We start from the raw sequence: 22,207 nt of genomic DNA on the forward strand, positions 1-22,207 counted from the left end.
TTCTATTGTGCTGATTCGGGAGCTTGTTGCGAAGCAGGTCTTGGTGCGCCTATATCTTTACCTACCTGGATCGCCGCGAGTGTCGTCTGCAAGGTGGTTAACACCGCTGCCTGATTGGCGAAGTGCGCCCCCACGACGACGGTGATCATTCCGAGAAAATGGACGGCTGTCGTCGCCCAGTAATGCGCCTTCACTGTCGAGGCCTGTTTGATGGCTTCTTTTGATTCTTCGGCGATCCGTTGTACACCGTCCCACATCAGATCGTATCGTTTATCCCTCTCCATTTGAGCCTTGTCTCGCTCAGTCTGAGTCAACAGGTAAGCATCAATTCTCGCCGACACACCCTCGACCCGGGCGTCCATCCTGGTCTCAATGGTTTCGATCCTGGCATTGAATTCTTCACGGCTTATAGGGTTCATGGCTTGGGTATTCCGACTTTTACTCGATAGATCACTGATTGAATTTTGACTGAATTCCGTGGTTTTCAATTCGACACCTTCCTGGGTCTAGCGATACCGTCCCTGGTCTTAAAGCGGTGAGAGTCCAACGTCCCTCACGAGCTGACGAAAACAATAGGCCGCATCCAGAATGCTTACAAGCCGGGAGATTCTGCCTCTGGTGTAGGCCGTTTCGTCAGAGGCTGTAGCCGTGCCAAAGAACGTCTCCCTAGTCATTCTCCGATGCGAACACGTCGACAATCTGCTCAATCACCGCCCTCACCCGCGCGGTATGCCGCAGATCCGCGTGGGTCACCAACCACACTTCGTACGGCAGCGGTCGAGTGCGTTGCGGCCAGAGTCTGATCAGGCCATCGCGCTCGCCCATGTACACCGGGATTTCTCCTACACCTAAACCTGCTGCAATCGAACGGCGCACGAGCAGGCTGGAACTGAGGCTGGCGACGATGCGGCCGCGACTTAGCGGCTCCGACACCAGGGTCAGGTCCTTTTTGCTTTGCAGATACGGTTGATAGACCACCAGATCATGCCTCTCGAATGCCGTGTCCGGCTGCGGCACGCCATTAGCATCGATATACGCTTGGGAAGCGAACAGCCCCACCGGCCATCGGGCGATTCGCCGGGCGATCAGGTCAGGGTTGTCCGGCCGGGTGTTGCGCACCGCGATATCCGCCTCGCGCTTGGCCAGGCTGAGGATCTGCGTGGACGCATCCAGCTGCACTCGTACGTCCGGGTGCTGCTCGTGCAAACGGGCAATGGCCGGAATCAGAAAGTCGATGGCCAGCGAATCGGTGGTACTGACGCGCACCGTGCCGGTCAGGCGATCGTCCAGACCTTGAATCTGCCGCTCCAGCTCCAGCGCCGAATGCTCCATTTTCTCCACGCTTTTAAGCGCTGCTTCGCCGACCGCCGTCAACGCATAGCCGTCGGAGGTGCGCAAAAACAACGTCGCGCTCAGGGACTTTTCCAGTGCCGTGATCCGTCGTCCGACCGTAGCCTGATCCACTCCCAGCACCCGCGCTGCGCCGCGCAGCGTCGACTCGCGGCAAACGGCAAGAAATACCCGTGCGTCATCCCAATTCATGCTGCCTCCGTATGATGCAAATACGCATCAGCGTGCCGCTTAATCGCTGCATTAACGCAGCAACGATAGCCGATATGCTGAACGCCATAAACCTTCCGCGAGATCGCTATCATGCGCACTTCAAACTCCACCGGTATCTGGCTGCCGATCTTTGCCGGCCTCTGCGCCAGCCTGGTCAGCATCGGACTGGCGCGTTTCGCTTACACGCCGTTGATTCCTTCGCTGATTGAGGCGCAGTGGTTCAGCGCCAATGATGTGGTCTACCTCGGTGCGGCCAATCTGGTGGGCTACCTGATCGGCGCCCTGCTCGGCCGGCCGACAGCGCGCCAGCTCGGCAATAAAAATGCCCTGCGGCTGATGATGCTGGTGGTCACGGCGGCATTTTTTGCCTGCGCGTTTCCGTTGTCGGTGAGCTGGTTCTTTGGTTGGCGGCTGCTGTCGGGGATTGCCGGTGGCGCGATCATGGTGCTGGTGGCCGCGACCGTACTGCCACACGTTCCGGCGGCGCGTAAAGGATTGGCCAGTGGCGCGATCTTTCTTGGCATCGGTCTTGGCATTGCCGGTTCCGGGACGCTGGTGCCGCCGCTGTTGAGCCTGGGTTTGCAGGCGACATGGCTGGGCCTGGGCGCATTGGCCCTGTTGCTGACTGCGCTGAGCTGGTTCGGTTGGCCGTCCGATTTTGCGCACCCGGTGGCTGCGCACGAAACGGCGTCCGTTGAACCGACTCCGCGCGCTGTCTACGTGCTGTTCGCCCAATATGCCTTTATGGCCGCTGGTCTGGTGCCGGCGATGGTGTTTCTGGTGGATTACGTGGCGCGTGGACTCGGCGCGGGGGCACATATCGGCGCGCTGATCTGGGTGATGTACGGTTTGGGCGCGATTGTCGGCCCGGTGAGTTATGGCTTTCTTGCCGATCAGCTTGGCGCACGTTCCGGCATTCGCCTGGTGCTGGTGGTGCAGGCGGTTGCCCTTGGGTTGCTGGCGCTGACTCACTCGTTCCTGGCGCTGGCGTTGCTGGCGGTGATTCTCGGTTCATTTCCACCCGGCATCGTGCCGCTGGCGCTGGCCCGCGTGCATGAGCTGGTGCCGGAGCATCATCGCCAGCAAATCGCCTGGAGCCGTGCCACGGTGTCGTTCGCTACGTTTCAGGCGCTGGCCGGATTTGCCTATTCGGCGCTGTTCAATGCCAGCGGCGGTCACCACGCGTTGTTGTTCGTTATTGCCGCTGGCGCGATCGTCGTGGCGTTGCTGCTGGAGCAAGCCATGAAATGGCTGCCCGCCCCGGTTGAGCCGCGCTGCTGCGCAAATTGAAGGGAATCATTGCCTGCTCGGCAGGCTCCCACTTACACAACTCAAGCCAAGAGAAACGACATGTCCCTGCCCAATGAAATGACTCGAATCGAAATCACCGAACCCGGAGGCCCCGAGGTCCTGCAACCCAAACGCGTGGCGCTGCCGGTCGCCGCACAAGGCGAAGTGCTGATCCGCGTGCACGCCGCCGGGATCAACCGGCCGGATGCTTTGCAGCGTGCCGGTAAGTACCCGATGAAACCCGGGATGAACCCGATCCCCGGGCTGGAGGTTGCCGGCGAAGTCGTGGCAATCGGGGCGGGTGTCAGCCAGTTCGCCGTGGGCGACAAAGTCTGCGCGCTGACCAATGGCGGCGGTTATGCCGAGTACTGCGCTGTCCCGGCCGGTCAGACCCTGCCGATTCCCGACGGCCTGGACTGGGTGCACGCCGCCGCGATCCCGGAAACGTTCTTCACTGTGTGGGCCAACCTGTTCGGCCTCGGCGGCGCCAGCCGTGGTCAACGCGCATTGATTCACGGTGGCACCAGCGGCATCGGCACTACCGCACTGATGCTGTGCCGCGAGTTCGGTATTGAAGCGTTTGCCACCGCCGGCAGCCAGGACAAATGCGCAGCGATCAGCAAGCTTGGCGGCTTGCCGATCAACTATCGCGAGGAAGAGTTCGCCCAAGTCATCGCCGAAAAAACCGCAGGCCAGGGCGTCAATGTGATCCTCGACATCATGGGCGGCTCGTACCTCAACGCTAACGTCAGTGCCCTGGCGATGGATGGTCGACTGGTCATGCTTGGCTTCCTCGGCGGTGCGCGGGCCAACGACTTTGATCTGCTGGCGATGATGGCCAAACGCGCGGTGATCACCGGCTCGCTGTTGCGCGCGCGCACCGCTGTTGAAAAAGCCGCGATTGCCGATCAATTGCGTGAGCACGTATGGCCGGCGCTGGTTGCCGGGCGTTGCCTGCCGATGATCGACAAGGTTTATTCACTCAACGACGCGGCTCAGGCTCACGCGCACATGGAGGCTGGCGACCATATCGGCAAGATCGTGCTGCAGGTGGCCTGAGTCGCTGCAGCATTTTGTAATCGTTACGCAGGGACGGCGGTCGAAAATCTCACGCGCAGGCCGAGGCATCTGGTAAAAAGCGTTCTTTGTCTGCGCCATGGTGAAACGTTTAATGTTCCTGTCCTTCATGACGCGTCTGCGCCGCCGTCGTTTGGTGTTCGCCTGCATGGCCGCTTTGATAATCGGCGTGCCGACGAGTTGTGCCGTGCTGGAACACACCGAGCGCAAACTGCTGTTTCGCATCGAACCGGGGACGGCCGGCTGGTATCACGGCTTACCCGGCAGCGTGCAGGAACTCGATCTGCAACCGAAGAGTTTCAAGGCCGGGGAAAACATTCACGCCTGGTGGTGGCCGGCGGAAAAGGCTAATGCGCCGGCGATTCTCTATCTGCACGGGGTGCGTTGGAACCTGACCGGACAGTTGTTCCGCATCGAGCAATTGCGCGCAGCGGGCTACTCGGTGCTGGCTATCGATTACCGCGGGTTCGGCCAGAGCAAGGGTGATTTACCCTCGGAAAGCAGTGTTTACGAAGATGCACGGGTGGCGTGGGAACGCTTCAAACTGTTGCAACCGGATCCGAACAAACGCCTGATCTACGGCCACTCGTTGGGTGGTGCCGTGGCTATCGATCTGGCCGCAGAACTTGGCCAGGACGCGGCCCGTGATAAAACGCCGTTGCCCGTACGCGGACTGGTGATCGAATCGACGTTCACCTCGCTGGCCGATGTTGCTGCTGCCGTGGCCAACACCTCACTGCCCGTACGCTGGCTGCTGTCGCAGAAATTCGATTCGATCGACAAGATCGCCGACATTCACATGCCGCTGCTGGTGGTCCACGGTTTGGCGGACGCTTTTGTGCCGCCGCGTTTCAGCGAGCAACTGTTCAACGCCGCGCAACAACCCAAGCGTTTGCTGTTGGTGCCGGGCGCGACGCATAACAACAGCATGGCGCTGGGTGGGCAGAATTACCGCAAGGCGCTCGACAGCCTGATGCAGAGCAAGCCGGCCCCTCGGGTGGCCGGGCCTGCGACCGTGCGCAGCGGGCGGGACACTTAACGGTAGCCGCGAGCCTGCAAATCGAACAATTGCGCGTAATGCCCGTCGGCGGCGATCAGTTGATCGTGGCCGCCCTGCTCCAGAATTTGCCCTTGTTGCAACACGATGATGTGGTCAGCATTGCGCACGCTGGAAAAGCGATGGGAAATCAGCAACGTCATGCGACCTTCGCTGTGCTGGCTGAAATGCTCAAACACTGCCGCCTCGGCCGCCGGATCGAGGGCGGACGTCGGTTCATCGAGGATCAGAATGTCGGCATCACGGCGCATATACGCGCGGGACAAGGCAATCTTCTGCCACTGCCCGCCAGACAACTCCTGGCCGCCGGCAAACCAGCGTCCCAACTGCGTGGCATAACCCTTGTCGAGCCCTTCGATGAAGGGTGCCGCCATGCCTTGGGCAGCGGCCTCCTGCCAGCGCTGCGCGTCGTTGAACGCCAAAGTATCGCCGACGCCGATATTTTCTCCGACGCTGAACTGATAGCGGATGTAGTCCTGAAAAATCACGCCAATGCGCCGCCGTAGCACGGTTTCCTGCCAATCCTGCAAATCGCTGCCGTCGAGCAGAATGCGTCCTTGATCGGGGCGGTAGAGCCGCGTCAGTAACTTGATCAGTGTGGTCTTGCCAGAGCCACTCTCCCCGACCAGCGCCACGCTCTTGCCGGGCACCAGTTGCAGATCAATGTTTTCCAGCGCTGGCCGACTGGCACCCGGATACCGGAAACCGACGTTCTCGAAACGCAAACCATCGCCCGGGCGGACCCCGACCGTCAGGTGGCCGGTTTCGACCTGAACCGGTTCGGCCAGGTATTCATAAAGACTGGTCAGATAGAGGCCGTCTTCGTACAAGCCGCTGATCGCACTCAGACTGCTGCTCACCGCGCTTTGGCCCTGCTTGAACAGCACCAGATACATGGTCATCTGACCGAGGCTGATCTGGCCATGCACGGCATCAATCACCACCCAGGCATAGGCCACGTAAAAAGCCGCGGTACCGAGCAGACCGAGCCCGAAGCCCCAACCATCGCGCCGCAGCGTCAAACGGCGGTCTTCGGCATACAGCCTGGCGAACGTGTCACGGTAGCGTTGCAGTAACAGCGGTGCAAAGCCGAACAGCTTGACCTCTTTGATATAGGTTTCGTGGGACAGCAAGGTTTCGATGTAGCTCTGCTGCCGACTCTCCGGCGCGCGGCGGGTGAACAGACGAAAGGCGTCCCCGGAAAAATGCGCCTCGGCAAAGAACACCGGCAACGCACCGACCACCAGCAGCACCAGCGCCCAAGGGGAAAAATGCACCAACAGCACACCAAAGCTGATCAGCATGATCAGGTTTTGAATCAAACCCAGCGACTTCATGACCAGCGCCAGTGGCCGGGTCGAAGCCTCGCGACGGACACGCACCAGTTTGTCGTAGAACTCGGAGTTCTCGAACTGCACCAGTGACAGGGTCTGCGCTTTCTGCAAAATCAGCGTGTTGACCTTCTGCCCCAGTTGCACGCGCAACAGCGACTGTTGTACCGACAGTGCCCGTTGTGTGCCGGACAACAGCGCCAACACCCCGGCCTCCATCAACACATAACGCAACACTGGCCACAGCGGCGCACTGCCGTGTTGGGCGTGCAACTGCATCGCGGCAACAACCGCATCGACAATCCGTTGCCCCAACCATGCCGCCAGTGCCGGCAGCAAACCGGCCACCAACGTTGCCAGCACCAGCCCTAGAAACAAGCCACGCGACGTTCCCCAGACCAGTCGCATGGCTCGCTGCGCCTGATCAAACAAAGAGGTGATACGCGATAGATCAGGCATGCGGTAATAAGCTCTGCAGATGATGACAGTGGCTCATGGTACTCCAGCGCCACCACTGAATTTCACACCGCAAAGGTTCCTCGGCATACTGGCGCCCTCCCCGACACCACGAAAAGGACTGCGTGTGTTAACCCGCCCCAAAGCTCTATGGATTTACTACCTGATCTGCTGGCTTGCCGCGCTGTCACTGCTGGCGCACATCGTTTTCACTGACTGGAAGCTATTGAAACCGACCGACGTCGGCGGCACCTTGATGGGCGGCATGAATGGACTAGTGCTCAACGGTGGCTGGCTCATGGCCGTGACGGGGTTGTTGTTGACCTTGATCTTGCGCGCGCCGGGATCGATTTTTGCCTGCGTCGGCGCAGGCGTTTCTACCTTGGGCATTGGCTCCTTTTGCTATCTCAACTATCCAGACAATGCGGATCAGTTGATCTATAGCGTCAGTCCAGACGAAATCGGCCGAGCCATGTTGACCGGTGCAGCCTTTGTGGCCTTGGGGCTGTTCCTGCGCCCGCGCTTCAAGACCACCGCTCTACCGTCCCGCCCTCTCCTCATCGGTCAGTTGGTCGTGGCACTGCTGATCGCTCTGGTGTTTGTCGGGTTTCCGATAAACAACGCCCTGCAAAAGCCGCTGCCGAGTTGCGCATTCGATAAACAAGGCCATCAATTGTCAATTTGCCTGGGCAACGATCGCGTCATCTTCGATTAGGTAGCCCAGTGCAGTGCTAAGCCCAGCATTTCTCATAAGAAAAACGTCTGGAAGACTCTGCCCGTCCCGACGTCCAACGCTCTGCTATGTTTTAACCGCCCAACGCGGAACCCGGCGAACCCCCGCCACGCTCCGCGCCTGACTGCCGGGAGCAGAGACATGAAAATCAACCCGTACCTGATCTTCAATGGTGACTGCCGTGATGCGTTCACCTTTTACGAGCAAGCCTTGCAGGGAAAACTCGAGGCCATGATGACCTTCGGCGAAACACCCGCCGCCGAGCATGTGCCGAAAGAGCACCACCACTTGATCATTCACACCTGCCTGAAAGTCGGCGATCAAATGATCATGGCCTCGGACACCACGCCCGATCGGCCGACTCAAGGCATGAGCGGCTGCTCGATTTCGTTGAACGTCGACAGCATTGCCGAGGCCGAGCGAGTGTTCAACGCACTGGCCAAGGACGGTCGCGTCGACATGCCGCTGGAAGCGACCTTCTGGGCCGCACGCTTCGGCATGTTGGTGGATCGCTTTGGCGTGGCGTGGATGGTCAATTGCGAAAGCGAAAAGTGACGCTGAGATTTCGTCAGGCATGAAAAAGCCCAATCTGTTCAGGTTGGGCTTTTTGTATTAACGCTGGGCCAATTCGTGGCGCACGCATTGTTCGTAATAGGTCTGCTTGACCGCCGCTGGTTTGAGCTTCGACGTGCTGTTGTAGGTTTGCTCGGTAATCCCCATCGCGGTCATGCGCATCCACGGCTGCTGGAAGCGACGCACCTGCAATTGTTTGCGTGCGCCGTACAGCGAGACGCCCGACAACTTCGATTGCTGGGCACCGGCAGCAATGTCCGAGCCCCAGGTGCAGGCAAAGCGATGGCTTTTACTCAACTCTTTCGCCTGCACTCCCACCGCGAAAACAGCCAGGGAAAGCGTTGCAACGGTGATGACAATCGTCCGCATAGAGCCAACCTAACCTTTTGAAAAAAGGCGATTTTGCCGGGGAAGCGAAAAGCCGGGGGCCAGCAATTTGCCGCCTTTCGCGAGTTTTTTGCGGACGTAAAAAAGGGCGATGGGATTTCCTGATGAAATCCCACCGCCCCTTGGCCTGACGATCAGTTGGCGCTGACCTCAACGCGTAATCGATCAGCACCCTCTTCCCGACAATCGATGCGAACCGGCAAAAACACCTCGATCACCGCGATATTGCTGTGCAGATGCTCGGTCATGCGTGGTGTGGTTAACGAGCCGCCACCGGCCAGCGCCATTGGCAACAGCAATTGATCGGCAAGGTGCTCGGCCACCGCAGCACCGCTGCGCAACCAGTCGGCAGCCTGATTGATCGCGGCGTCGGCGACCTTTTCAGCCCGTAGCGACACTTGACCAAACGCGCTGAACACCTCGGTGACGTGCTCGAATGCGTACTCCAGCAGCAACACATTACCCGGCCCCCGCGCCGGATCGAGCGTGACATGTTGCAGCGCCGCAGGCGGCAGACTCAAACGCTTGGCCACTTGGCTCAACTCACGTTCGGCCACCGTCGGTGCCAGCCCGGCAGTGAGCGCCGATGCGTGTTGCGAGATGGCCTCGCCGCGTTCGCACAGGTCCAGCCGCGTCAGGTTCGACGGCTGCACGTTCACCTCAATCTCGCCACCGCCTGCCGGGACGAATCCATGTCGCAACAAATCCAGCTCGACGTTGGCGCCCATGCGCCGCAACAGCGGCAGCCAACTGCGCGTGAGAAAGTCGGTCGGCGGCGCCAGCGGGTTATGCGTGCCACCCGAGATTCGCACCCGACTCGCCTCTGGTGCCCGCAACAGTGCCGGCAACAAGGTCTGCAATACCAGCGTGCAACTGCCGGCGGTGCCGATGGCGAACTGGTAATCGCCGGAGCGAATCGCGCCGGGCTCAAAGCTCAACGCTTGCGAGCCCAGGTGCGCACCGGAAACCGTCGCGCCGCAGACCTCGGCCGCCGCCATGACCGCCGTCAAATGTTGCCTGAGCAGTCCCGGACGGCTGCGTTTGGCGCGGATCTGTTTAATGCGAAACGCCCGGCCTGTCACCATCGACAGGCTCAAGGCACTGCGCAACACCTGGCCGCCACCGATGGCACCGTCCAGTTCTATCACTTCCTGTTTCATTGCATTCCTTACGCGTACAACCCGACGGTTTCCCTGAGGTACCGATCCAGGCGTCGCGAGTCTTCCGAAGTTCTGAGTAATGTGGGCACTTCGCGCTCAAGTTCGGCGGCGATGAACCCGTGCAGCGCCGGACGACGCGGCCCGTAGGCGCTCTCGTCGGCATTGCGTTTGAGGGCCAGCAGTTCGTCAACTTCCGCAAGCAGCGCGCGGTCGTCGACGGTGGTCAGCAGGTCGGCGAACGTCATCGGCGGCCGCCCTCGGCCCTGGTCGATCCAGCGCACCGCCAGCAGTGGCCGCAGCACGTAGAAGTACTTCTTGAAACGCACGGTTTCACCTTGCAGGTAACCGCGAAAGTTCTTCTTCGCCATCGACAGGTAGTGATTGCGCGCGGCGGGCGGGCTGTAGAACGCTTCGGCGAGTTCGCGCAGTTGTGCCACCTGAGCGGTTTCACTGCGATAAACCAGCGGCGAGTCGAGCCACTCCAATAACGTCGGATTGGATTTGCGCAACAAACCGAGGGTCTTGCGCAGTTCCCAGCCACTGACGTCGAGTTCATCGTCCAGCGGACGTTCGATCACATCACGCGGCGCATCGACCTGGACGAACCACTCCGGCTTCTCCACATAGACAAACCGCACATCGTAATCGCTGTCGGTCGAGGCAAAACCCCAGGCCCGGCTGCCGGACTCACAGGCATACAAAACCGTGACATTGCGTTCACGCTCCAGGCGCGCCAGCTCTGCCAGTACCCGCGCACGCATCGTGGCGCACAGCGGATGACGCTCTTCCAGTTCCATGACCTGCTTTTCCTTTTATCCTTTGACGCACACCACCTGACGCAAGGTGTGCAGCACTTCCACCAGCTCACGCTGGGCGTGCATGACTTTGTCGATGTCCTTGTAGGCCATCGGAATTTCGTCGATCACCGCTTCGTCCTTGCGGCACTCCACGTGGGCAGTGGCGCGAATCTGATCTTCAACGGTGAAGGTGTTTTTCGCCTTGGTGCGGCTCATGGTGCGACCGGCGCCGTGGCTGCAGGAACTGAACGACTCTTCGTTGCCCAGACCGCGAACGATGAAACTCTTGGCGCCCATCGAGCCCGGAATAATCCCCAACTCGCCCTTCTTCGCCGACACCGCGCCTTTGCGGGTGACCAGCACCTCTTCACCAAAATGCCGCTCTTTCTGCACATAGTTGTGGTGGCAGTTGACCGCTTCCAGCGCCACTTCAAACGGCTTGCGAATAATCTGTCGCGTCGCCTGAATCACCGCGCGCATCATCAGTTCGCGGTTCTGTTTGGCGAAGTCCTGCGCCCAACCCACCGCTTCCACATAATCATCAAAGTGCTGGCTGCCTTCTTCGAAGTAGGCCAGGTCACGATCCGGCAGGTTGGCGATGTGCTGACGCATGTCCGCCTGAGCCATCTGGATGAACAGGTTGCCGATGGCGTTGCCGACACCGCGCGAGCCACTGTGCAACATGAACCAGACCCGGTTGGCTTCATCCAGGCACACTTCGATGAAGTGGTTGCCGCTGCCGAGCGTACCGAGGTGCCCACGGTTGTTGGTGTTGGCCAGTTTCGGGTACTTGTCGGTGATCAATTTGAACCGTGGCTGCAGCCCCGCCCAGGCCTGATCGGCTTGCTGCGGGATTTCGTCCCAGGCGCCCTTGTCGCGTCGCGAACGGTTTGAGCTGCGGCCATGCGGCACCGCTTGCTCGATAGCGCTGCGCAGACCGAGCAGGTTGTCCGGCAAATCAGCGGCGGTCAGCGACGTGCGCGCGGCGATCATGCCGCAGCCGATGTCGACGCCGACCGCTGCCGGAATGATCGCGCCGACGGTCGGGATCACGCTGCCGATGGTCGAGCCCTTGCCCAGGTGCACGTCCGGCATAACTGCCAGATGCTTGAAGATGAACGGCATTTTCGCGGTGTTCATCAACTGCTCGCGGGCCTCGTTTTCCACCGGGACGCCTTCGGTCCAGAGTTTGATCGGTTTGCCGTTGGCGACTTCGAGCAGTTGGTAAGTGTGTTCTTTCATGTCTTCATTCTTTATTCATTGGCCGATGATTCGGCGTTGTTCTGTAAGTCGCAGCGACAAAAACACAGACACTGTGGCTCTGCCAGTTGAGCCCCCGTTGCCGGGGCGGGAGTCGAACCCGCGTTCCGATGGAGTGCCTGTCGCATTCGCTGCCAATAACCGCAAAAAAGGTGGCACGACAAAAGTTGATGACTGTTGCGCGTAGCCGCGCTCCGGACTTAACCGGCCTAAGATGTACAGCCATCAGGCATTCGTGCCGTCACTGGCGCTGACAAGGGCTTGATGAGACGTCTTGGATGTAGTCCCATCGGCATTCAGCACCGGTGATCAATCAATTCATGACGCGTTTTCGATCGCCTCGACCCAGTGCTGCGCACTGTATTGGCCGTTGGTGAACTGCTCAATCACGTCGAACACCGCATCGCTGAAACCGCCGACATTCAAGATGTCATCACGATCCGCCGCCTGCGTTGCAGCGCCTGGCTGGATGTCAATGCACACCAGCCGGGCCTGTGGGTTGAGCTTCTTGATCCGCTCCCATTGGCGCATCGTCTCGCTGGCGCCGCGACGCTGCGAATCGATCCACGATTCGTTGTCCGAGACCATGATCAACGTATCGACCCTGGCCTTGCTGTCCGCCAACCTCTTCAGCGGTGCCGAGCAGTTGGTGCCGCCGCCAAAAATGCCGGCGAGCTTCTCGGCGTTGCTGATCACACTGTCACGCGGGTTGAGCTGGATATCCACCACATCAACCTCGAACGGCATGACCCGCGCGGCCGGCTGTTTGCGCAAGACCGCTGCGGCCACCAGCGCCGCCACGTCGATGCAGCGCACCTGCGAGGTCGCACCAGGGCGATAACCGGTCACCGGGCTGCCCATCGAACCCGACACATCCGGGCAAACCACCACCGCGCCCTCAAGCTTGGGCACGTTGGCCAGCGACAACTCCAGCGCCTCCTGCAAGGCGTCGCGGATCGCTGCCGGGGTGTTTTCGCCGATCATCCGATAAGCCGACAACAACTGGTACGGATACACCCGCGCCTTCGCCACTTCCTGTGGATCGGCCAACCGCGCCGCGACATATTCGATGCAACCCGGCACTTCAAATGCACCGTGGCGCGCCAAGGTGTTGAGGTTGATGCGCAGTCCCTGCCAGCCCATGTTGCGGGCTTGATTGGCCCATTGCTCCTTGCTCAGTATTTCGTTGCCGAGCAACTGAAACGGCACCGCCGGCACTTCGTCACTCGCGCCGCTGCGAAACGCCAGCAAATCGCGAGTCAGCTCCGGCAAAGCCTTCGCCTCCACCGGTTTACCAATCAACCAGGCGAAAAACGCTTCGCGCCACGCTTCGGCAGGTTTTGGGTGAACCATCTTCACCACGTCCGCCAACGACGGTTGATTGCCGATCGACGCTTGCAGCAGTTGTCGCTCGGTCGCGCTGTTCAGCCAGTTCTGCACCAGACGCTTGGGTTGCGAGCCAAGGGATTTACGCCCGGTGGCACCGCTACGGAGAATCTGTACAAAGTTGCGCAGCATCTTGCCGCTGTCGATGACTTGCTCGAAAACCTCTGGCACCAGACTGGAACGCTGAGCGGTCGATGCCGCCAGTAACAAGGCCGGCATGTCTTTCATGTGACCTTTCTTGCGAGCGTAGATCGCAGCTTTCGCCACGAAGCGGCTGTCGAGCTCGGCCACCAGCTTCAGCACTTGATCCAGCTGACTTTCTGCGGAGGCGTAAAAGGTCTGGTTCAGGCAACCGGTGACTGCCAATTGCGCCAGTTGGTGCTTCGGGCTGTAGGCATAAGCGCTGGCACCGGAAGCATTCAAGGTGTCGCAGGCCGGCAGGTGATTCGATTGCGTGTTGAAGAGATTTGTGTTGGCCATCTTGGCGTCTCGCTGTGTTGTCCTGTTCGTTGCGATAGGTATTGCAGCGCCTGTGCCAGCTTTTGATCTCTTTCGAAAAAAATTCATATCTAATTGATTTATATAGTTTTTATTTATTCGTTTGTTTTTCATCGAATGAGTTGACGACAAACCACCGACCTATTAACTATCATTGGATATCGTCTTTTATCTTTTGAGATAAACATGCCAAACAAGCACACCGTCGCCATCGGTTTTATCGGTGCCACCCTTGATCGCGTCGGCAAAGGCGCCAATCGCTGGAGCCATTGGCGCCCCAGCGTTGGCTTGTGCCAACAGCAAGACGTGCTGATCAATCGGCTTGAGCTGATTCACGGCATCGACGCCCGCGACGTCAGCCTGGCCGAGCGGGTGCGCGCCGACATCCAGCAGGTTTCGCCAGAGACCGAAGTGCGCCTGCACCCGATGTCGTTGCGCAACCCATGGGATTTCGAAGAGGTCTACGGTGCGTTGCACGACTTCACCGCCGCCTACCATTTCGACACCGAGCGCGAGGACTACCTCGTCCACATCACCACCGGCACCCACGTCGCGCAGATTTGCTGGTTCCTGCTGACCGAGGCGCGCTATCTGCCGGCGCGGCTGATCCAGACCTCCCCGGCCAAGCGCAACAGCGAAAGCGATCACGCCATCGGCACGCATGCCCTGATCGATCTCGACCTGTCGCGCTACGATCGCATCGCTTCGCGCTTCGCCAACAAGCGCCTCGAAGGCCTGGAGTTCTTGAAGTCCGGCATCGCCACACGCAACGCCGCCTTCAACCGCTCGATCGAACAGATCGAGCGCGTGGCCGTGCGCTCGAGGGCGCCGATGCTACTGATCGGCCCGACCGGCGCCGGCAAATCCTTTCTCGCCCGACGCATCTACGAACTCAAACGCAGTCGCCACCAAATGCAGGGACGTTTTGTCGAGGTCAACTGCGCGACCTTGCGTGGAGATGGCGCAATGTCGGCGCTGTTCGGCCATGTCAAAGGCGCCTTCACTGGCGCACAGAATGCTCGCGACGGCCTGTTGCGCGCTGCCGATGGCGGCATGCTGTTTCTCGATGAGATCGGCGAACTGGGCGCAGACGAACAGGCGATGCTGCTCAAGGCGATTGAAGAAAAACGCTTCTTTCCGCTCGGCTCGGACAAGGAAGTCGAAAGCGATTTCCTGATCATTGCCGGCACCCACCGTGACCTGCGCAGCCGAGTCGCTGACGGCCTGTTCCGCGAAGATTTATATGCGCGCATCAACCTGTGGACGTTCGACCTGCCCGGCCTCGCCGGCCGCCGCGAGGACATCGAACCGAACATTGATTTCGAGCTGGAACGCCACGCCCGCGAACACGGGCAACTGGTGCGTTTCAACCTCGAAGCCCGGCGCAGTTATCTGGCGTTCGCCAGCTCTCGCGAGGCGGCGTGGCTGGGTAACTTCCGCGAATTGTCGGCGTCGATTACGCGCATGGCGACCCTCGCCGACAGCGGACGGATTGATGAGGCGCAGGTGCAGGAAGAGATCGACCGGCTGCGTTATGCCTGGGGCTTGGCGCAACCGCAGGCGATTTCAGGAGAGTTACCGGGAGACGCCGAAAGCATGGATCTGTTTGACCGCTTGCAATTGAAGGCCGTGATCGAGGTATGTCGGCAGGCAGAAAGCTTGTCCGATGCCGGCCGCCGGCTGTTCGGAATATCGCGCCAGGCCAAGGCACAACCCAACGATGCCGATCGACTGAGGAAATACCTCGCCCGGTTCGGGCTTGAGTGGAGCCAGATCATCGACCTCACGCGATGAGGACGGCAGCGATTGACCGCCCGTCCAACCGCGGGCACCTTCGCCTGTAGGACGCTTCCAATGAATCACCATCCGCTTCGACCGGAAGACGCCCATCATGAACAGCAAAATTGCAGCGATCACCCTGGCAGGCCTGCTCGCGGCCTGCCCGCTTTTCGCCTCGGCAGCCACGAAGGCTGCTGACGAGTCTACCGCGCCACCGACCGCGCTTCCCGGCGTGAATCAGGCCGGCAAAGCTCAATCCAACGCAGACAAGGCCGACAAGAAAGGTGAAGAGGCGTCGGGCTCAAACTCCGGCGCCGAGTCGCATGAAACAGCAAAAGATGCAGCCACTTCAAGCGACTCGGAAGACCTCGGTAAAGCGCCGAAACCTTGATCAGGGTTCTACGGCGGTGGTGGCTGCACATCCGTGAACGTCAGCCCGACACTCCCGGTGATTTGCCACGGGTTGGCAGCACCATGCTCGCTGAACGACACATGGTCGAACAGCGAATCCTTCAACCCGTCGATCTGCGCTTTGGCTGAACCACTGAAGCGGACGCGCTCGAACACCAACCCCTGATGCCAGGCATTGTGCTGACTGTCACCCTTGACCTCGATCGCCTTGCCTTGAGCATTTTCCACGCTCACGTCGGCGACGCGGATATCGCGGAACTGCCCGGGAATGGTTGAGCGCTGGTAATCCAGCTTGGCGTTCGGATCGTTGTAGTCGAGGGTAAAAATGAACGCCTGCTTGAGCGTATTGCGGATCGCCGAGTCGCGGAAGATCACGTTACGCGCGCCGCCGCCCATGAAATTGGTGCTCTTCATACGCAGGCCGGCATCGGTGCCATCGGAAACATTGTCTTCGGCGAGGATGTTTTGAATCCACGCGCCGGTATGGCTGCCGGCAACTACCATGCCGTGGCCCTTGCGGAAGTAGTTATTGAAGATCCATGCATCTTCCTGCGGCTTTTGCTGCACGGCATCGGCCCCGGTGCCCGCAGCAAAATTGACGCAGTCATCGCCGGTATCAAAGAAGTTGTTGAAGACCATCGCGCCCTTGCTGTTGGCGAATTCGATGCCGTCGCCGTTATTGGCGTCGTAGGTTTTATGCGTGGTATTGGCCAGCACCACGTTTTCGGTTTCCAGGTTCATAATCCCGTGGAAGGCCGGGTTCACCACGGTGAAACCGCCGTAGAACACGTTTTTTACGTTGCGCAGGGTGATCAGCGAAGAACGCATCTGCCCGTAGGCATCCTTGACGTTCATGCCGCGCGCGACCGCTTGCTCGACTTGCGCCTTGGCCAGAATGCCGTCCTGCTGGTAGCGGGTGTTGTCGCTGGGCAGGTAGAACGGCAATGGCTGACCGCGTTCGTCGACGACATCGGCGCGTCGCTTCCAGCCGTTGCCGTCAATCGTGCCTTTGCCGACGATGCGGATGTTTTCGAAGGACTGATGCTGACGCGGATCGCGCGGCAAGGCATTGATCAGCGACGCCGGGCGCACGGTGCTCGAATACGGATACTGGATGTAGCCGGCCAGCGGATAGTCTTCGGCACGCTCGGAACCCAACAGCGTTGCGCCCTCGGCGATTTCTACGGTGATGTTGCTCTTCAGGTAAAGCGCCCCGCTTTTATAGGTGCCCTTGGGCAACCATACTTTGCAGCCAGGGGTACAAGCGTCGATGGCGTTCTGGATCGCCAAAGTATCAAGGCTTTTGCCATCACCCTTGGCGCCGTACTTCCTGATATCGAACACGGCCGCAACCTTGCTAGTCCGTTGCACAACGGGCGGACTGTCTGCCGACTCCTTGCCATCGGTGCCCACCGAACGCACGGTGAACCGATAGGCCGTATCTGGTTTCAAGCCTTGCGCGGTGTAACTGTGAATGCCGATGCGATGATGAAAACCGGCGACATCCTGCTCGTAGAAGCGGTCGATGTAAGGTTTGGCCGGCGAGACGCGCTCATTGTTGGCGTTGCTGCCGCCCAGCAACACACCGTTGGCGTAGACCCGGTAGTCACTGATATCGGCGTGATCGGCGGGCTTTTCCCAGACCAGGATGATCTGCTGATCATCGTAAGCCAGGGTCGGCACCTGCAGTTTTGCCGGCGCCTCCAGCGCCCACGACGGCACGCTGCAAACCAGCGTCAACGTGGCCACCAGCGGCAAGGCCAAAGGCTGTTTGCGTTGCGTCGGAACAACATTTCGATAAGGCATGAGCACTCCTTGTTCAGGCCGACAATCCGGCTTCTTGCAGATATTGGCTGCGGTTGACGAACGTCTCGCGGGGCATTTCCACAACCTCCATCGAGAGCGACTCGACGTCCGGCAGCAAAGCGACCAGCGCCGCCACGGTCGCCGAGGCCAGACGCCGGCGCTGTTCAGCGCTGCGCCCGGACAACACCGACAGGACGACGTGGACAAAATCGTCCTCGCCCGCGCCGCAGCGGTAGTGCTCGAAGGTATTGAGGCGCACCTTGATGTCCCCGGCCTTGAACAGGCCGAAGGCATCGAGGGCGTCATGCACGGTTGCGAGCAGAGTTTGCTCGCCGACACGCTGGGCCAGGGTTTGCGGGCAATCGATAAGGCAATGCGGCATGTCGCGTTCCTCGATGGATCGGTTCAACCAGCGAGCTGGCGCACCGATTCCTGGCTGAAATCACGACTGGCTTGCACCAGCATCCGCGTGTAGGCGTGGCTTGCCAGATCCTGGCTGAGCGCCTGACTGTCGAGCAACTCGACGATCTTGCCCTGCTGCATCACCGCCACCCGATCACACAGGTGCGTGACCACACCGAGATCGTGAGTGACCATCAGGTAGGTGAGTTTCTCGCGTCGGCGCAAATCCGCCAGCAGATTGAGAATCTCCGCCTGCACCGAGACATCCAGCGCCGAGGTCGGCTCATCGAGCAGCAGCACGCGCGGCTCGAGAATCAGCGCACGGGCAATCGCCACGCGCTGGCGCTGGCCACCGGACAACTGGTGCGGATAGCGAAAACGGTAACTGTCGTTCAGACCGACCTTGAGCAGGATCTCGTTGATCCGGTCGTCCTTGTCGCGCACGCCGTGAATAATCAGCGGCTCACGCAATGCCGTGTCGACGGTATGGCGTGGATGCAGCGAGCCATAGGGATCCTGGAACACCATCTGCACCTGACGGAAATGCTCCTTAGGAATCTTGTGCTGCAGCGGCGCACCGGCAATGCTCAACTCGCCCGTCCAGTGCCGGTACTGCCCGGCCAGACAGCGCAATACCGTGGTCTTGCCGGAGCCGGACTCCCCCACCAGGCCGAAGGATTCGCCGTCGGCGACACTGAGGTTGACGTCGTGCAGCACCTGGTTAAGGGCGGCGCCGGCGCCGAAACTCAGGTTCAGCGCGTGTGCTTGGATCATGGACATGGTCGATTCCTCAGCAAGTCAGCCACAGTGGATCGCGTTGCAACACCGGCAACCGTTCGCGACGGTTGTCCATGCTCGGCAACGCCGCCATCAGGCCTCGGGTATAGGGATGTTGCGCATGTTGCAGATCCGCGGCGGCGAGCGATTCGACCACCCTGCCGGCGTACATCACCAACACGCGGTCGCAGTAATTGCGCACAAGGTTGAGGTCGTGACTGACGAAAATCAGACCCATTTCCTGCTGCTCGACCAGTTCTTCCAGCACGTTGAGCACTTGCTGACGCACCGATACATCGAGGGCCGAGGTCGGCTCGTCGGCGATGATCACCTGTGGTCGGGTGATGACCATCATCGCGATCATGATGCGCTGGCCCATACCACCGGAGACCTCATGCGGGTACAGGTTGTAGACCCGTTGCGGATCACGGATATGGACCTTTTCGAGCATTTCCAGCACCCGCTCGCGGGCCTCGCTGCGGCTGGCCTTGTGGTGCGCCAGATACGCCTCGGCAATTTGATCGCCGACCCTGACCACCGGGTTCAGCGAGTATTTCGGGTCCTGCATGATCATCGAAATGCGCTGGCCACGAATCTTCTGCATGACCTTCTCGCCGGCCGACAGCAGATCGACTTCACCGAACTGCATGGCCTTGGCGGTGATCCGCGCGCTGGCCGGGTGCAGCTTCAGCAGGCTGCGACCGACCGTCGATTTGCCCGAGCCCGATTCACCGACGATGGCGAGTTTTTCCCGCCCGAGGGTGAAGGACACATCGCGCACGGCGTGGGTTTCTTTCTGAGCATTGACGAAGCGCACATTGAGCCCTTCGACGTTCAATTTGATTGCAGACATACAGCCTCCGATTACTCGCTGCGCGGATCAAGAATGTCCCGCAGGCCGTCGCCCAACAGGTTGAAAGCCAGGCTGACCAACATGATTGCAGCCCCCGGAACAGCCACCAGCCACCAGCACTCGAGCATGTAGCGGCGCCCGGTGGAAATCATCGCGCCCCACTCCGGCGACGGCGCCTGCGCACCGAGACCAAGAAAGCCCAAAGCCGCTGCGGTGAGGATGATTCCGGCCATGTTCATGGTCAGGCGGATGATCACCGACGACATGCACATCGGCACAATGTGCCGCAGGATGATTCGCGTTGACGAAGCCCCTTGCAGCTCGACCGCTACGACGAAGTCAGCCTTGCGCAACGACAGGGTTTCCGCCCGCGCCAGTCGCGCAATCGGCGGCCACGACGTCAGCGCAATCGCTACCACCGCGTGTTCCAGGCCCGGACCGAGCGCAGCGATAAACGCCAGCGCCAGCACCAGGCTGGGGAAGGAGATAAAGATGTCGGTCAGGCGCATGAACACCGTGTCGACCACACCACCGTAGTAGCCGGAGACAGTGCCGATAAACAGGCCGATCGGGCCGACGATCACGGTCACCAGGCTGATGATGTACAGCGTGATGCGCGAGCCGTAGACCAGCCGACTGAAGATATCCCGGCCGTATTCATCGGTGCCGAACCAGTGGCCAGCACCCGGCGCCTGCAGGGCATTGGCGAGGTTTTGCGCCACCGGATCATGGGTGGCGATCCACGGCGCAAACAGCGCCACCACCACCAGCACCAAAGCGACCAGCAATCCGGCCAGGGTCATCGGGTTGCGCAGCAGGTGCCGCAAGACTTTCAGGGCACTTTTGCAGAAGGCGTCGAAGCTGGATCCGGGGGTACGATCCGACCGCCGCTTGGCGCTCGAATCAGTAGAAGACATGTTGGCAATCATGGGCATGTTCTCGGATTGAATTGAGGATCAGCCGGCGCGTACGCCGACGCACCGGGCGGCGTTCAGCGTTGTTTGTAGACACCCAGATACCGCGTCGCCTCGGCATCATCACCGGCAAAACCCTTGACATCGGCGGCGCTGACCACGGTGTCGGTCATCTGCGAAATCATCATGATCGGGCCGACCTGTTGGTCGTAGATTTTCTGTGCCTGGTGGTACAGGTTCAGGCGCTGGCCGGCGTCGCGCTCGACCCCGGCCTGATCAATCAGGCTATTGAGCTGCGGGCTGAAAAACGACGCACGCCAGCCCTGGAAATTCGGCAGGCCGGCGTCATCGCTGTTGTTGGGGTTGTAGGCAAACGTGCGCAGGCTGAAATACGGATGCGGATAGCGCTCGGCCCCGCGCGCAACGATGATGTCGAAATTGCGCGCGCGCATGGCGCCGTACACCTGGTTACCAGTACCGTTGACGATGCTGGCCTTGATCCCGCCCTCGGCCAGCGTCGCTTGCAGGCGCGCGGCGATGTCGATGAAGGGCGGCTCTGACAATGTGCGAATGGTCGTGGTGAAGCCGTCCGGATAACCGGCTTCGGCGAGGAGTTTTTTCGCCTTGGCGACGTCCATGTGATAACCCGGATCCGGCAGGCGCGCCGCCAGACTCAGTTGCATCGGCTGCTGATTCAGCTGGCCGTAATACGGCATCACCTGTTCGTCGAGGCCCTTGTAGTCGATCAGGTTGCGCACCGCTTCGCGCACTTTGGGATTGGCAAATTCGGGCTGCTTCATGCTCAGCGCAACGTAGTACATAGTGCCGCGCGGCAGTGACTGCACGTGGATCTTTTCCGAACCGTCGATGGCGCGGATGTCCGGTGCGGCCATGCCGTACGCCAGATCGAGGTCTCCACGTTCCAGCATCAGGCGCAACGACTGCGATTCGGTCATGTGCCGCACCACCACGCGCTTGAGCTTGGCAGCACCGCCCCAATAACCGTCGAAGCGGGTCAGCAACAGCGAGTCGTTCGCGGTCCATTTGCTCAGCACAAAGGGGCCGCTGCCGGCCTCGTTGGTCACCAGCCAGTTAGCACCGAGGTCAGCGTTTTTCTCATGTGCCAAAGCCGTTTTGCGATCGATCACCACCGCGCTTGGCGAGATCGCCAGCGAGTCGATCAATAACAGTGGGTCCATGGTTTGCGGCAAGTCGACGACCAGCGTGTGTGTATCGCTGGCGCGGATCAGTGACTGAATGTTGTCGACGTTATAACCGTAGGCTTTCCAGGTCGTGGCCAGGCCGAAATTCAGTTTCATCACCCGGTACAGCGACCAGGCCACGTCTTCAGCGGTCAGCGGATTGCCGGAGTGAAACTTCACGTCCTGGCGCAAATGAAAGGTTACCTGCTTGCCGTCATCGCTGATCGTCCAGCGCTCGGCCAGTTGCGGCAGATGCTTTTCCGGATTGCCCTGATCTCGCTTGACCAGAGTGTCATAAAGATTGGCATTGACGCCGGAAGCGTCGAGGCCTGGCGCGTTGGCCGGATCGATGGAAAACAGGTTGACCATACTCATGCCGACGATCAGTTGATCGGCCGGCGTCTTGGCGCTGACCTGCGTCATCGGCACCAGCGCCAGGACCGCCGCCAACAGGCCAGCGTGCAGTTTGGTAAATGCAGTCGTCATTGAAAAATC

21 protein-coding genes are annotated in these 22,207 nt (G+C 60.2%); 7 read left to right on the forward strand and 14 right to left on the reverse strand.

The window, feature by feature from the left end; translation table 11 throughout:
• Nucleotides 1-2 precede the first annotated feature (2 nt).
• Together A8O26_RS23675 and A8O26_RS23680 are read right to left on the reverse strand one after the other, a co-directional pair.
• Nucleotides 3-488, reverse strand: coding sequence for a hypothetical protein (locus A8O26_RS23675; protein ID WP_253757000.1), 486 nt, complete (start codon nt 486-488; stop codon nt 3-5).
• A 178-nt stretch (nt 489-666) separates the two neighbouring features.
• On the reverse strand, nt 667-1,542 hold the full coding sequence (locus A8O26_RS23680; protein ID WP_064120138.1) for a LysR family transcriptional regulator: 876 nt from the start codon (nt 1,540-1,542) through the stop codon (nt 667-669).
• A 111-nt stretch (nt 1,543-1,653) separates the two neighbouring features.
• Between A8O26_RS23680 and A8O26_RS23685 the strand changes: the two genes are divergently transcribed.
• From A8O26_RS23685 to A8O26_RS23695, 3 genes are all read left to right on the forward strand, one after another.
• Entirely contained in the window at nt 1,654-2,853 is a 1,200-nt protein-coding gene (locus A8O26_RS23685) for a YbfB/YjiJ family MFS transporter (RefSeq protein ID WP_064120139.1), read from the forward strand.
• Between the two features lie 60 nt (nt 2,854-2,913).
• Complete coding sequence (locus A8O26_RS23690; protein ID WP_064120140.1) at nt 2,914-3,912, forward strand: NAD(P)H-quinone oxidoreductase; 999 nt, start codon at nt 2,914-2,916, stop codon at nt 3,910-3,912.
• Nucleotides 3,913-4,024: 112 nt separating this feature from the next.
• Entirely contained in the window at nt 4,025-4,969 is a 945-nt protein-coding gene (locus A8O26_RS23695; protein WP_064120141.1) for an alpha/beta hydrolase, read from the forward strand.
• Here A8O26_RS23695 and A8O26_RS23700 read toward each other — a convergent pair.
• Nucleotides 4,966-6,777 carry an ABC transporter ATP-binding protein gene (locus A8O26_RS23700; protein WP_064120142.1) on the reverse strand — a complete coding sequence of 604 codons (1,812 nt, stop codon included), beginning with the start codon at nt 6,775-6,777 and terminating at the stop codon, nt 4,966-4,968. The two genes, A8O26_RS23695 and A8O26_RS23700, sit on opposite strands and share 4 nt — an antisense overlap.
• Before the next feature lie 124 nt (nt 6,778-6,901).
• Between A8O26_RS23700 and A8O26_RS23705 the strand changes: the two genes are divergently transcribed.
• The gene (locus tag A8O26_RS23705) at nt 6,902-7,489 is read left to right on the forward strand and encodes a hypothetical protein (protein ID WP_081265251.1); all 588 of its coding nucleotides are present in this window, start codon (nt 6,902-6,904) and stop codon (nt 7,487-7,489) included.
• Nucleotides 7,490-7,648: 159 nt separating this feature from the next.
• Complete coding sequence (locus tag A8O26_RS23710) at nt 7,649-8,062, forward strand: VOC family protein (protein ID WP_064120143.1); 414 nt, start codon at nt 7,649-7,651, stop codon at nt 8,060-8,062.
• Nucleotides 8,063-8,119: 57 nt separating this feature from the next.
• On the opposite strand, the gene A8O26_RS23715 is transcribed toward A8O26_RS23710, so the two are convergent.
• From A8O26_RS23715 to A8O26_RS23735, 5 genes are all read right to left on the reverse strand, one after another.
• A complete protein-coding gene (locus A8O26_RS23715) occupies nt 8,120-8,449 on the reverse strand; it encodes a hypothetical protein (RefSeq protein ID WP_016987808.1) in 330 nt (109 codons plus the stop codon).
• Between the two features lie 152 nt (nt 8,450-8,601).
• Nucleotides 8,602-9,627 carry an RNA 3'-terminal phosphate cyclase gene (rtcA, locus tag A8O26_RS23720; protein WP_064120144.1) on the reverse strand — a complete coding sequence of 342 codons (1,026 nt, stop codon included), beginning with the start codon at nt 9,625-9,627 and terminating at the stop codon, nt 8,602-8,604.
• Nucleotides 9,628-9,635: 8 nt separating this feature from the next.
• Entirely contained in the window at nt 9,636-10,424 is a 789-nt protein-coding gene (locus A8O26_RS23725; RefSeq protein WP_064120145.1) for a nucleotidyltransferase domain-containing protein, read from the reverse strand.
• A 15-nt stretch (nt 10,425-10,439) separates the two neighbouring features.
• Nucleotides 10,440-11,666, reverse strand: a complete 1,227-nt coding sequence (locus A8O26_RS23730; protein ID WP_064120146.1) for an RtcB family protein — start codon at nt 11,664-11,666, stop codon at nt 10,440-10,442.
• Between the two features lie 336 nt (nt 11,667-12,002).
• Nucleotides 12,003-13,550 (reverse strand): TROVE domain-containing protein, encoded by a 1,548-nt coding sequence (locus A8O26_RS23735; protein WP_064120147.1) that lies wholly within the window; start codon nt 13,548-13,550, stop codon nt 12,003-12,005.
• Between the two features lie 204 nt (nt 13,551-13,754).
• On the opposite strand from A8O26_RS23735, the gene rtcR reads away from it, so the two are divergent.
• Both rtcR and A8O26_RS23745 read left to right on the forward strand, forming a co-directional pair.
• The gene (gene rtcR, locus A8O26_RS23740) at nt 13,755-15,362 is read left to right on the forward strand and encodes an RNA repair transcriptional activator RtcR (RefSeq protein ID WP_064120148.1); all 1,608 of its coding nucleotides are present in this window, start codon (nt 13,755-13,757) and stop codon (nt 15,360-15,362) included.
• A 97-nt stretch (nt 15,363-15,459) separates the two neighbouring features.
• Nucleotides 15,460-15,738: a hypothetical protein gene (locus tag A8O26_RS23745; RefSeq protein WP_064120149.1), complete on the forward strand. Its 279-nt coding sequence runs from the start codon at nt 15,460-15,462 to the stop codon at nt 15,736-15,738.
• Between the two features lie 8 nt (nt 15,739-15,746).
• On the opposite strand, the gene A8O26_RS23750 is transcribed toward A8O26_RS23745, so the two are convergent.
• The 6 genes from A8O26_RS23750 to A8O26_RS23775 form a co-directional block, all read right to left on the reverse strand.
• Nucleotides 15,747-17,564, reverse strand: coding sequence for a glycosyl hydrolase family 28 protein (locus A8O26_RS23750; RefSeq protein WP_064120150.1), 1,818 nt, complete (start codon nt 17,562-17,564; stop codon nt 15,747-15,749).
• Between the two features lie 13 nt (nt 17,565-17,577).
• Complete coding sequence (locus tag A8O26_RS23755; protein WP_064120151.1) at nt 17,578-17,946, reverse strand: 5-carboxymethyl-2-hydroxymuconate Delta-isomerase; 369 nt, start codon at nt 17,944-17,946, stop codon at nt 17,578-17,580.
• A gap of 23 nt (nt 17,947-17,969) precedes the next feature.
• The gene (locus tag A8O26_RS23760; RefSeq protein ID WP_034152644.1) at nt 17,970-18,746 is read right to left on the reverse strand and encodes an ABC transporter ATP-binding protein; all 777 of its coding nucleotides are present in this window, start codon (nt 18,744-18,746) and stop codon (nt 17,970-17,972) included.
• A gap of 10 nt (nt 18,747-18,756) precedes the next feature.
• A complete protein-coding gene (locus A8O26_RS23765) occupies nt 18,757-19,596 on the reverse strand; it encodes an ABC transporter ATP-binding protein (RefSeq protein ID WP_064120152.1) in 840 nt (279 codons plus the stop codon).
• Nucleotides 19,597-19,607: 11 nt separating this feature from the next.
• Nucleotides 19,608-20,525 carry an ABC transporter permease gene (locus A8O26_RS23770; RefSeq protein ID WP_064120153.1) on the reverse strand — a complete coding sequence of 306 codons (918 nt, stop codon included), beginning with the start codon at nt 20,523-20,525 and terminating at the stop codon, nt 19,608-19,610.
• Between the two features lie 62 nt (nt 20,526-20,587).
• On the reverse strand, nt 20,588-22,198 hold the full coding sequence (locus tag A8O26_RS23775) for an ABC transporter substrate-binding protein (RefSeq protein WP_064120154.1): 1,611 nt from the start codon (nt 22,196-22,198) through the stop codon (nt 20,588-20,590).
• Nucleotides 22,199-22,207: the final 9 nt, after the last annotated feature.

Origin of the sequence: Pseudomonas fluorescens, assembly GCF_001648775.1 — a bacterium.
Taxonomy (GTDB): Bacteria; Pseudomonadota; Gammaproteobacteria; order Pseudomonadales; family Pseudomonadaceae; genus Aquipseudomonas; species Aquipseudomonas fluorescens_M.

Excerpts from the sequence above, each read along its gene's own strand:
- A8O26_RS23680 (WP_064120138.1), bottom strand. The coding sequence starts at position 1,542 with ATGAATTGGGATGACGCACGGGTATTTCTTGCCGTTTGCCGCGAGTCG.
- A8O26_RS23685 (WP_064120139.1), top strand. The coding sequence starts at position 1,654 with ATGCGCACTTCAAACTCCACCGGTATCTGGCTGCCGATCTTTGCCGGC.
- A8O26_RS23690 (WP_064120140.1), top strand. The coding sequence starts at position 2,914 with ATGTCCCTGCCCAATGAAATGACTCGAATCGAAATCACCGAACCCGGA.
- A8O26_RS23695 (WP_064120141.1), top strand. The coding sequence starts at position 4,025 with ATGTTCCTGTCCTTCATGACGCGTCTGCGCCGCCGTCGTTTGGTGTTC.
- A8O26_RS23700 (WP_064120142.1), bottom strand. The coding sequence starts at position 6,777 with ATGCCTGATCTATCGCGTATCACCTCTTTGTTTGATCAGGCGCAGCGA.
- A8O26_RS23710 (WP_064120143.1), top strand. The coding sequence starts at position 7,649 with ATGAAAATCAACCCGTACCTGATCTTCAATGGTGACTGCCGTGATGCG.
- A8O26_RS23715 (WP_016987808.1), bottom strand. The coding sequence starts at position 8,449 with ATGCGGACGATTGTCATCACCGTTGCAACGCTTTCCCTGGCTGTTTTC.
- rtcA (WP_064120144.1), bottom strand. The coding sequence starts at position 9,627 with ATGAAACAGGAAGTGATAGAACTGGACGGTGCCATCGGTGGCGGCCAG.
- A8O26_RS23725 (WP_064120145.1), bottom strand. The coding sequence starts at position 10,424 with ATGGAACTGGAAGAGCGTCATCCGCTGTGCGCCACGATGCGTGCGCGG.
- A8O26_RS23730 (WP_064120146.1), bottom strand. The coding sequence starts at position 11,666 with ATGAAAGAACACACTTACCAACTGCTCGAAGTCGCCAACGGCAAACCG.
- A8O26_RS23735 (WP_064120147.1), bottom strand. The coding sequence starts at position 13,550 with ATGGCCAACACAAATCTCTTCAACACGCAATCGAATCACCTGCCGGCC.
- rtcR (WP_064120148.1), top strand. The coding sequence starts at position 13,755 with ATGCCAAACAAGCACACCGTCGCCATCGGTTTTATCGGTGCCACCCTT.
- A8O26_RS23745 (WP_064120149.1), top strand. The coding sequence starts at position 15,460 with ATGAACAGCAAAATTGCAGCGATCACCCTGGCAGGCCTGCTCGCGGCC.
- A8O26_RS23750 (WP_064120150.1), bottom strand. The coding sequence starts at position 17,564 with ATGCCTTATCGAAATGTTGTTCCGACGCAACGCAAACAGCCTTTGGCC.
- A8O26_RS23755 (WP_064120151.1), bottom strand. The coding sequence starts at position 17,946 with ATGCCGCATTGCCTTATCGATTGCCCGCAAACCCTGGCCCAGCGTGTC.
- A8O26_RS23760 (WP_034152644.1), bottom strand. The coding sequence starts at position 18,746 with ATGTCCATGATCCAAGCACACGCGCTGAACCTGAGTTTCGGCGCCGGC.
- A8O26_RS23765 (WP_064120152.1), bottom strand. The coding sequence starts at position 19,596 with ATGTCTGCAATCAAATTGAACGTCGAAGGGCTCAATGTGCGCTTCGTC.
- A8O26_RS23770 (WP_064120153.1), bottom strand. The coding sequence starts at position 20,525 with ATGATTGCCAACATGTCTTCTACTGATTCGAGCGCCAAGCGGCGGTCG.
- A8O26_RS23775 (WP_064120154.1), bottom strand. The coding sequence starts at position 22,198 with ATGACGACTGCATTTACCAAACTGCACGCTGGCCTGTTGGCGGCGGTC.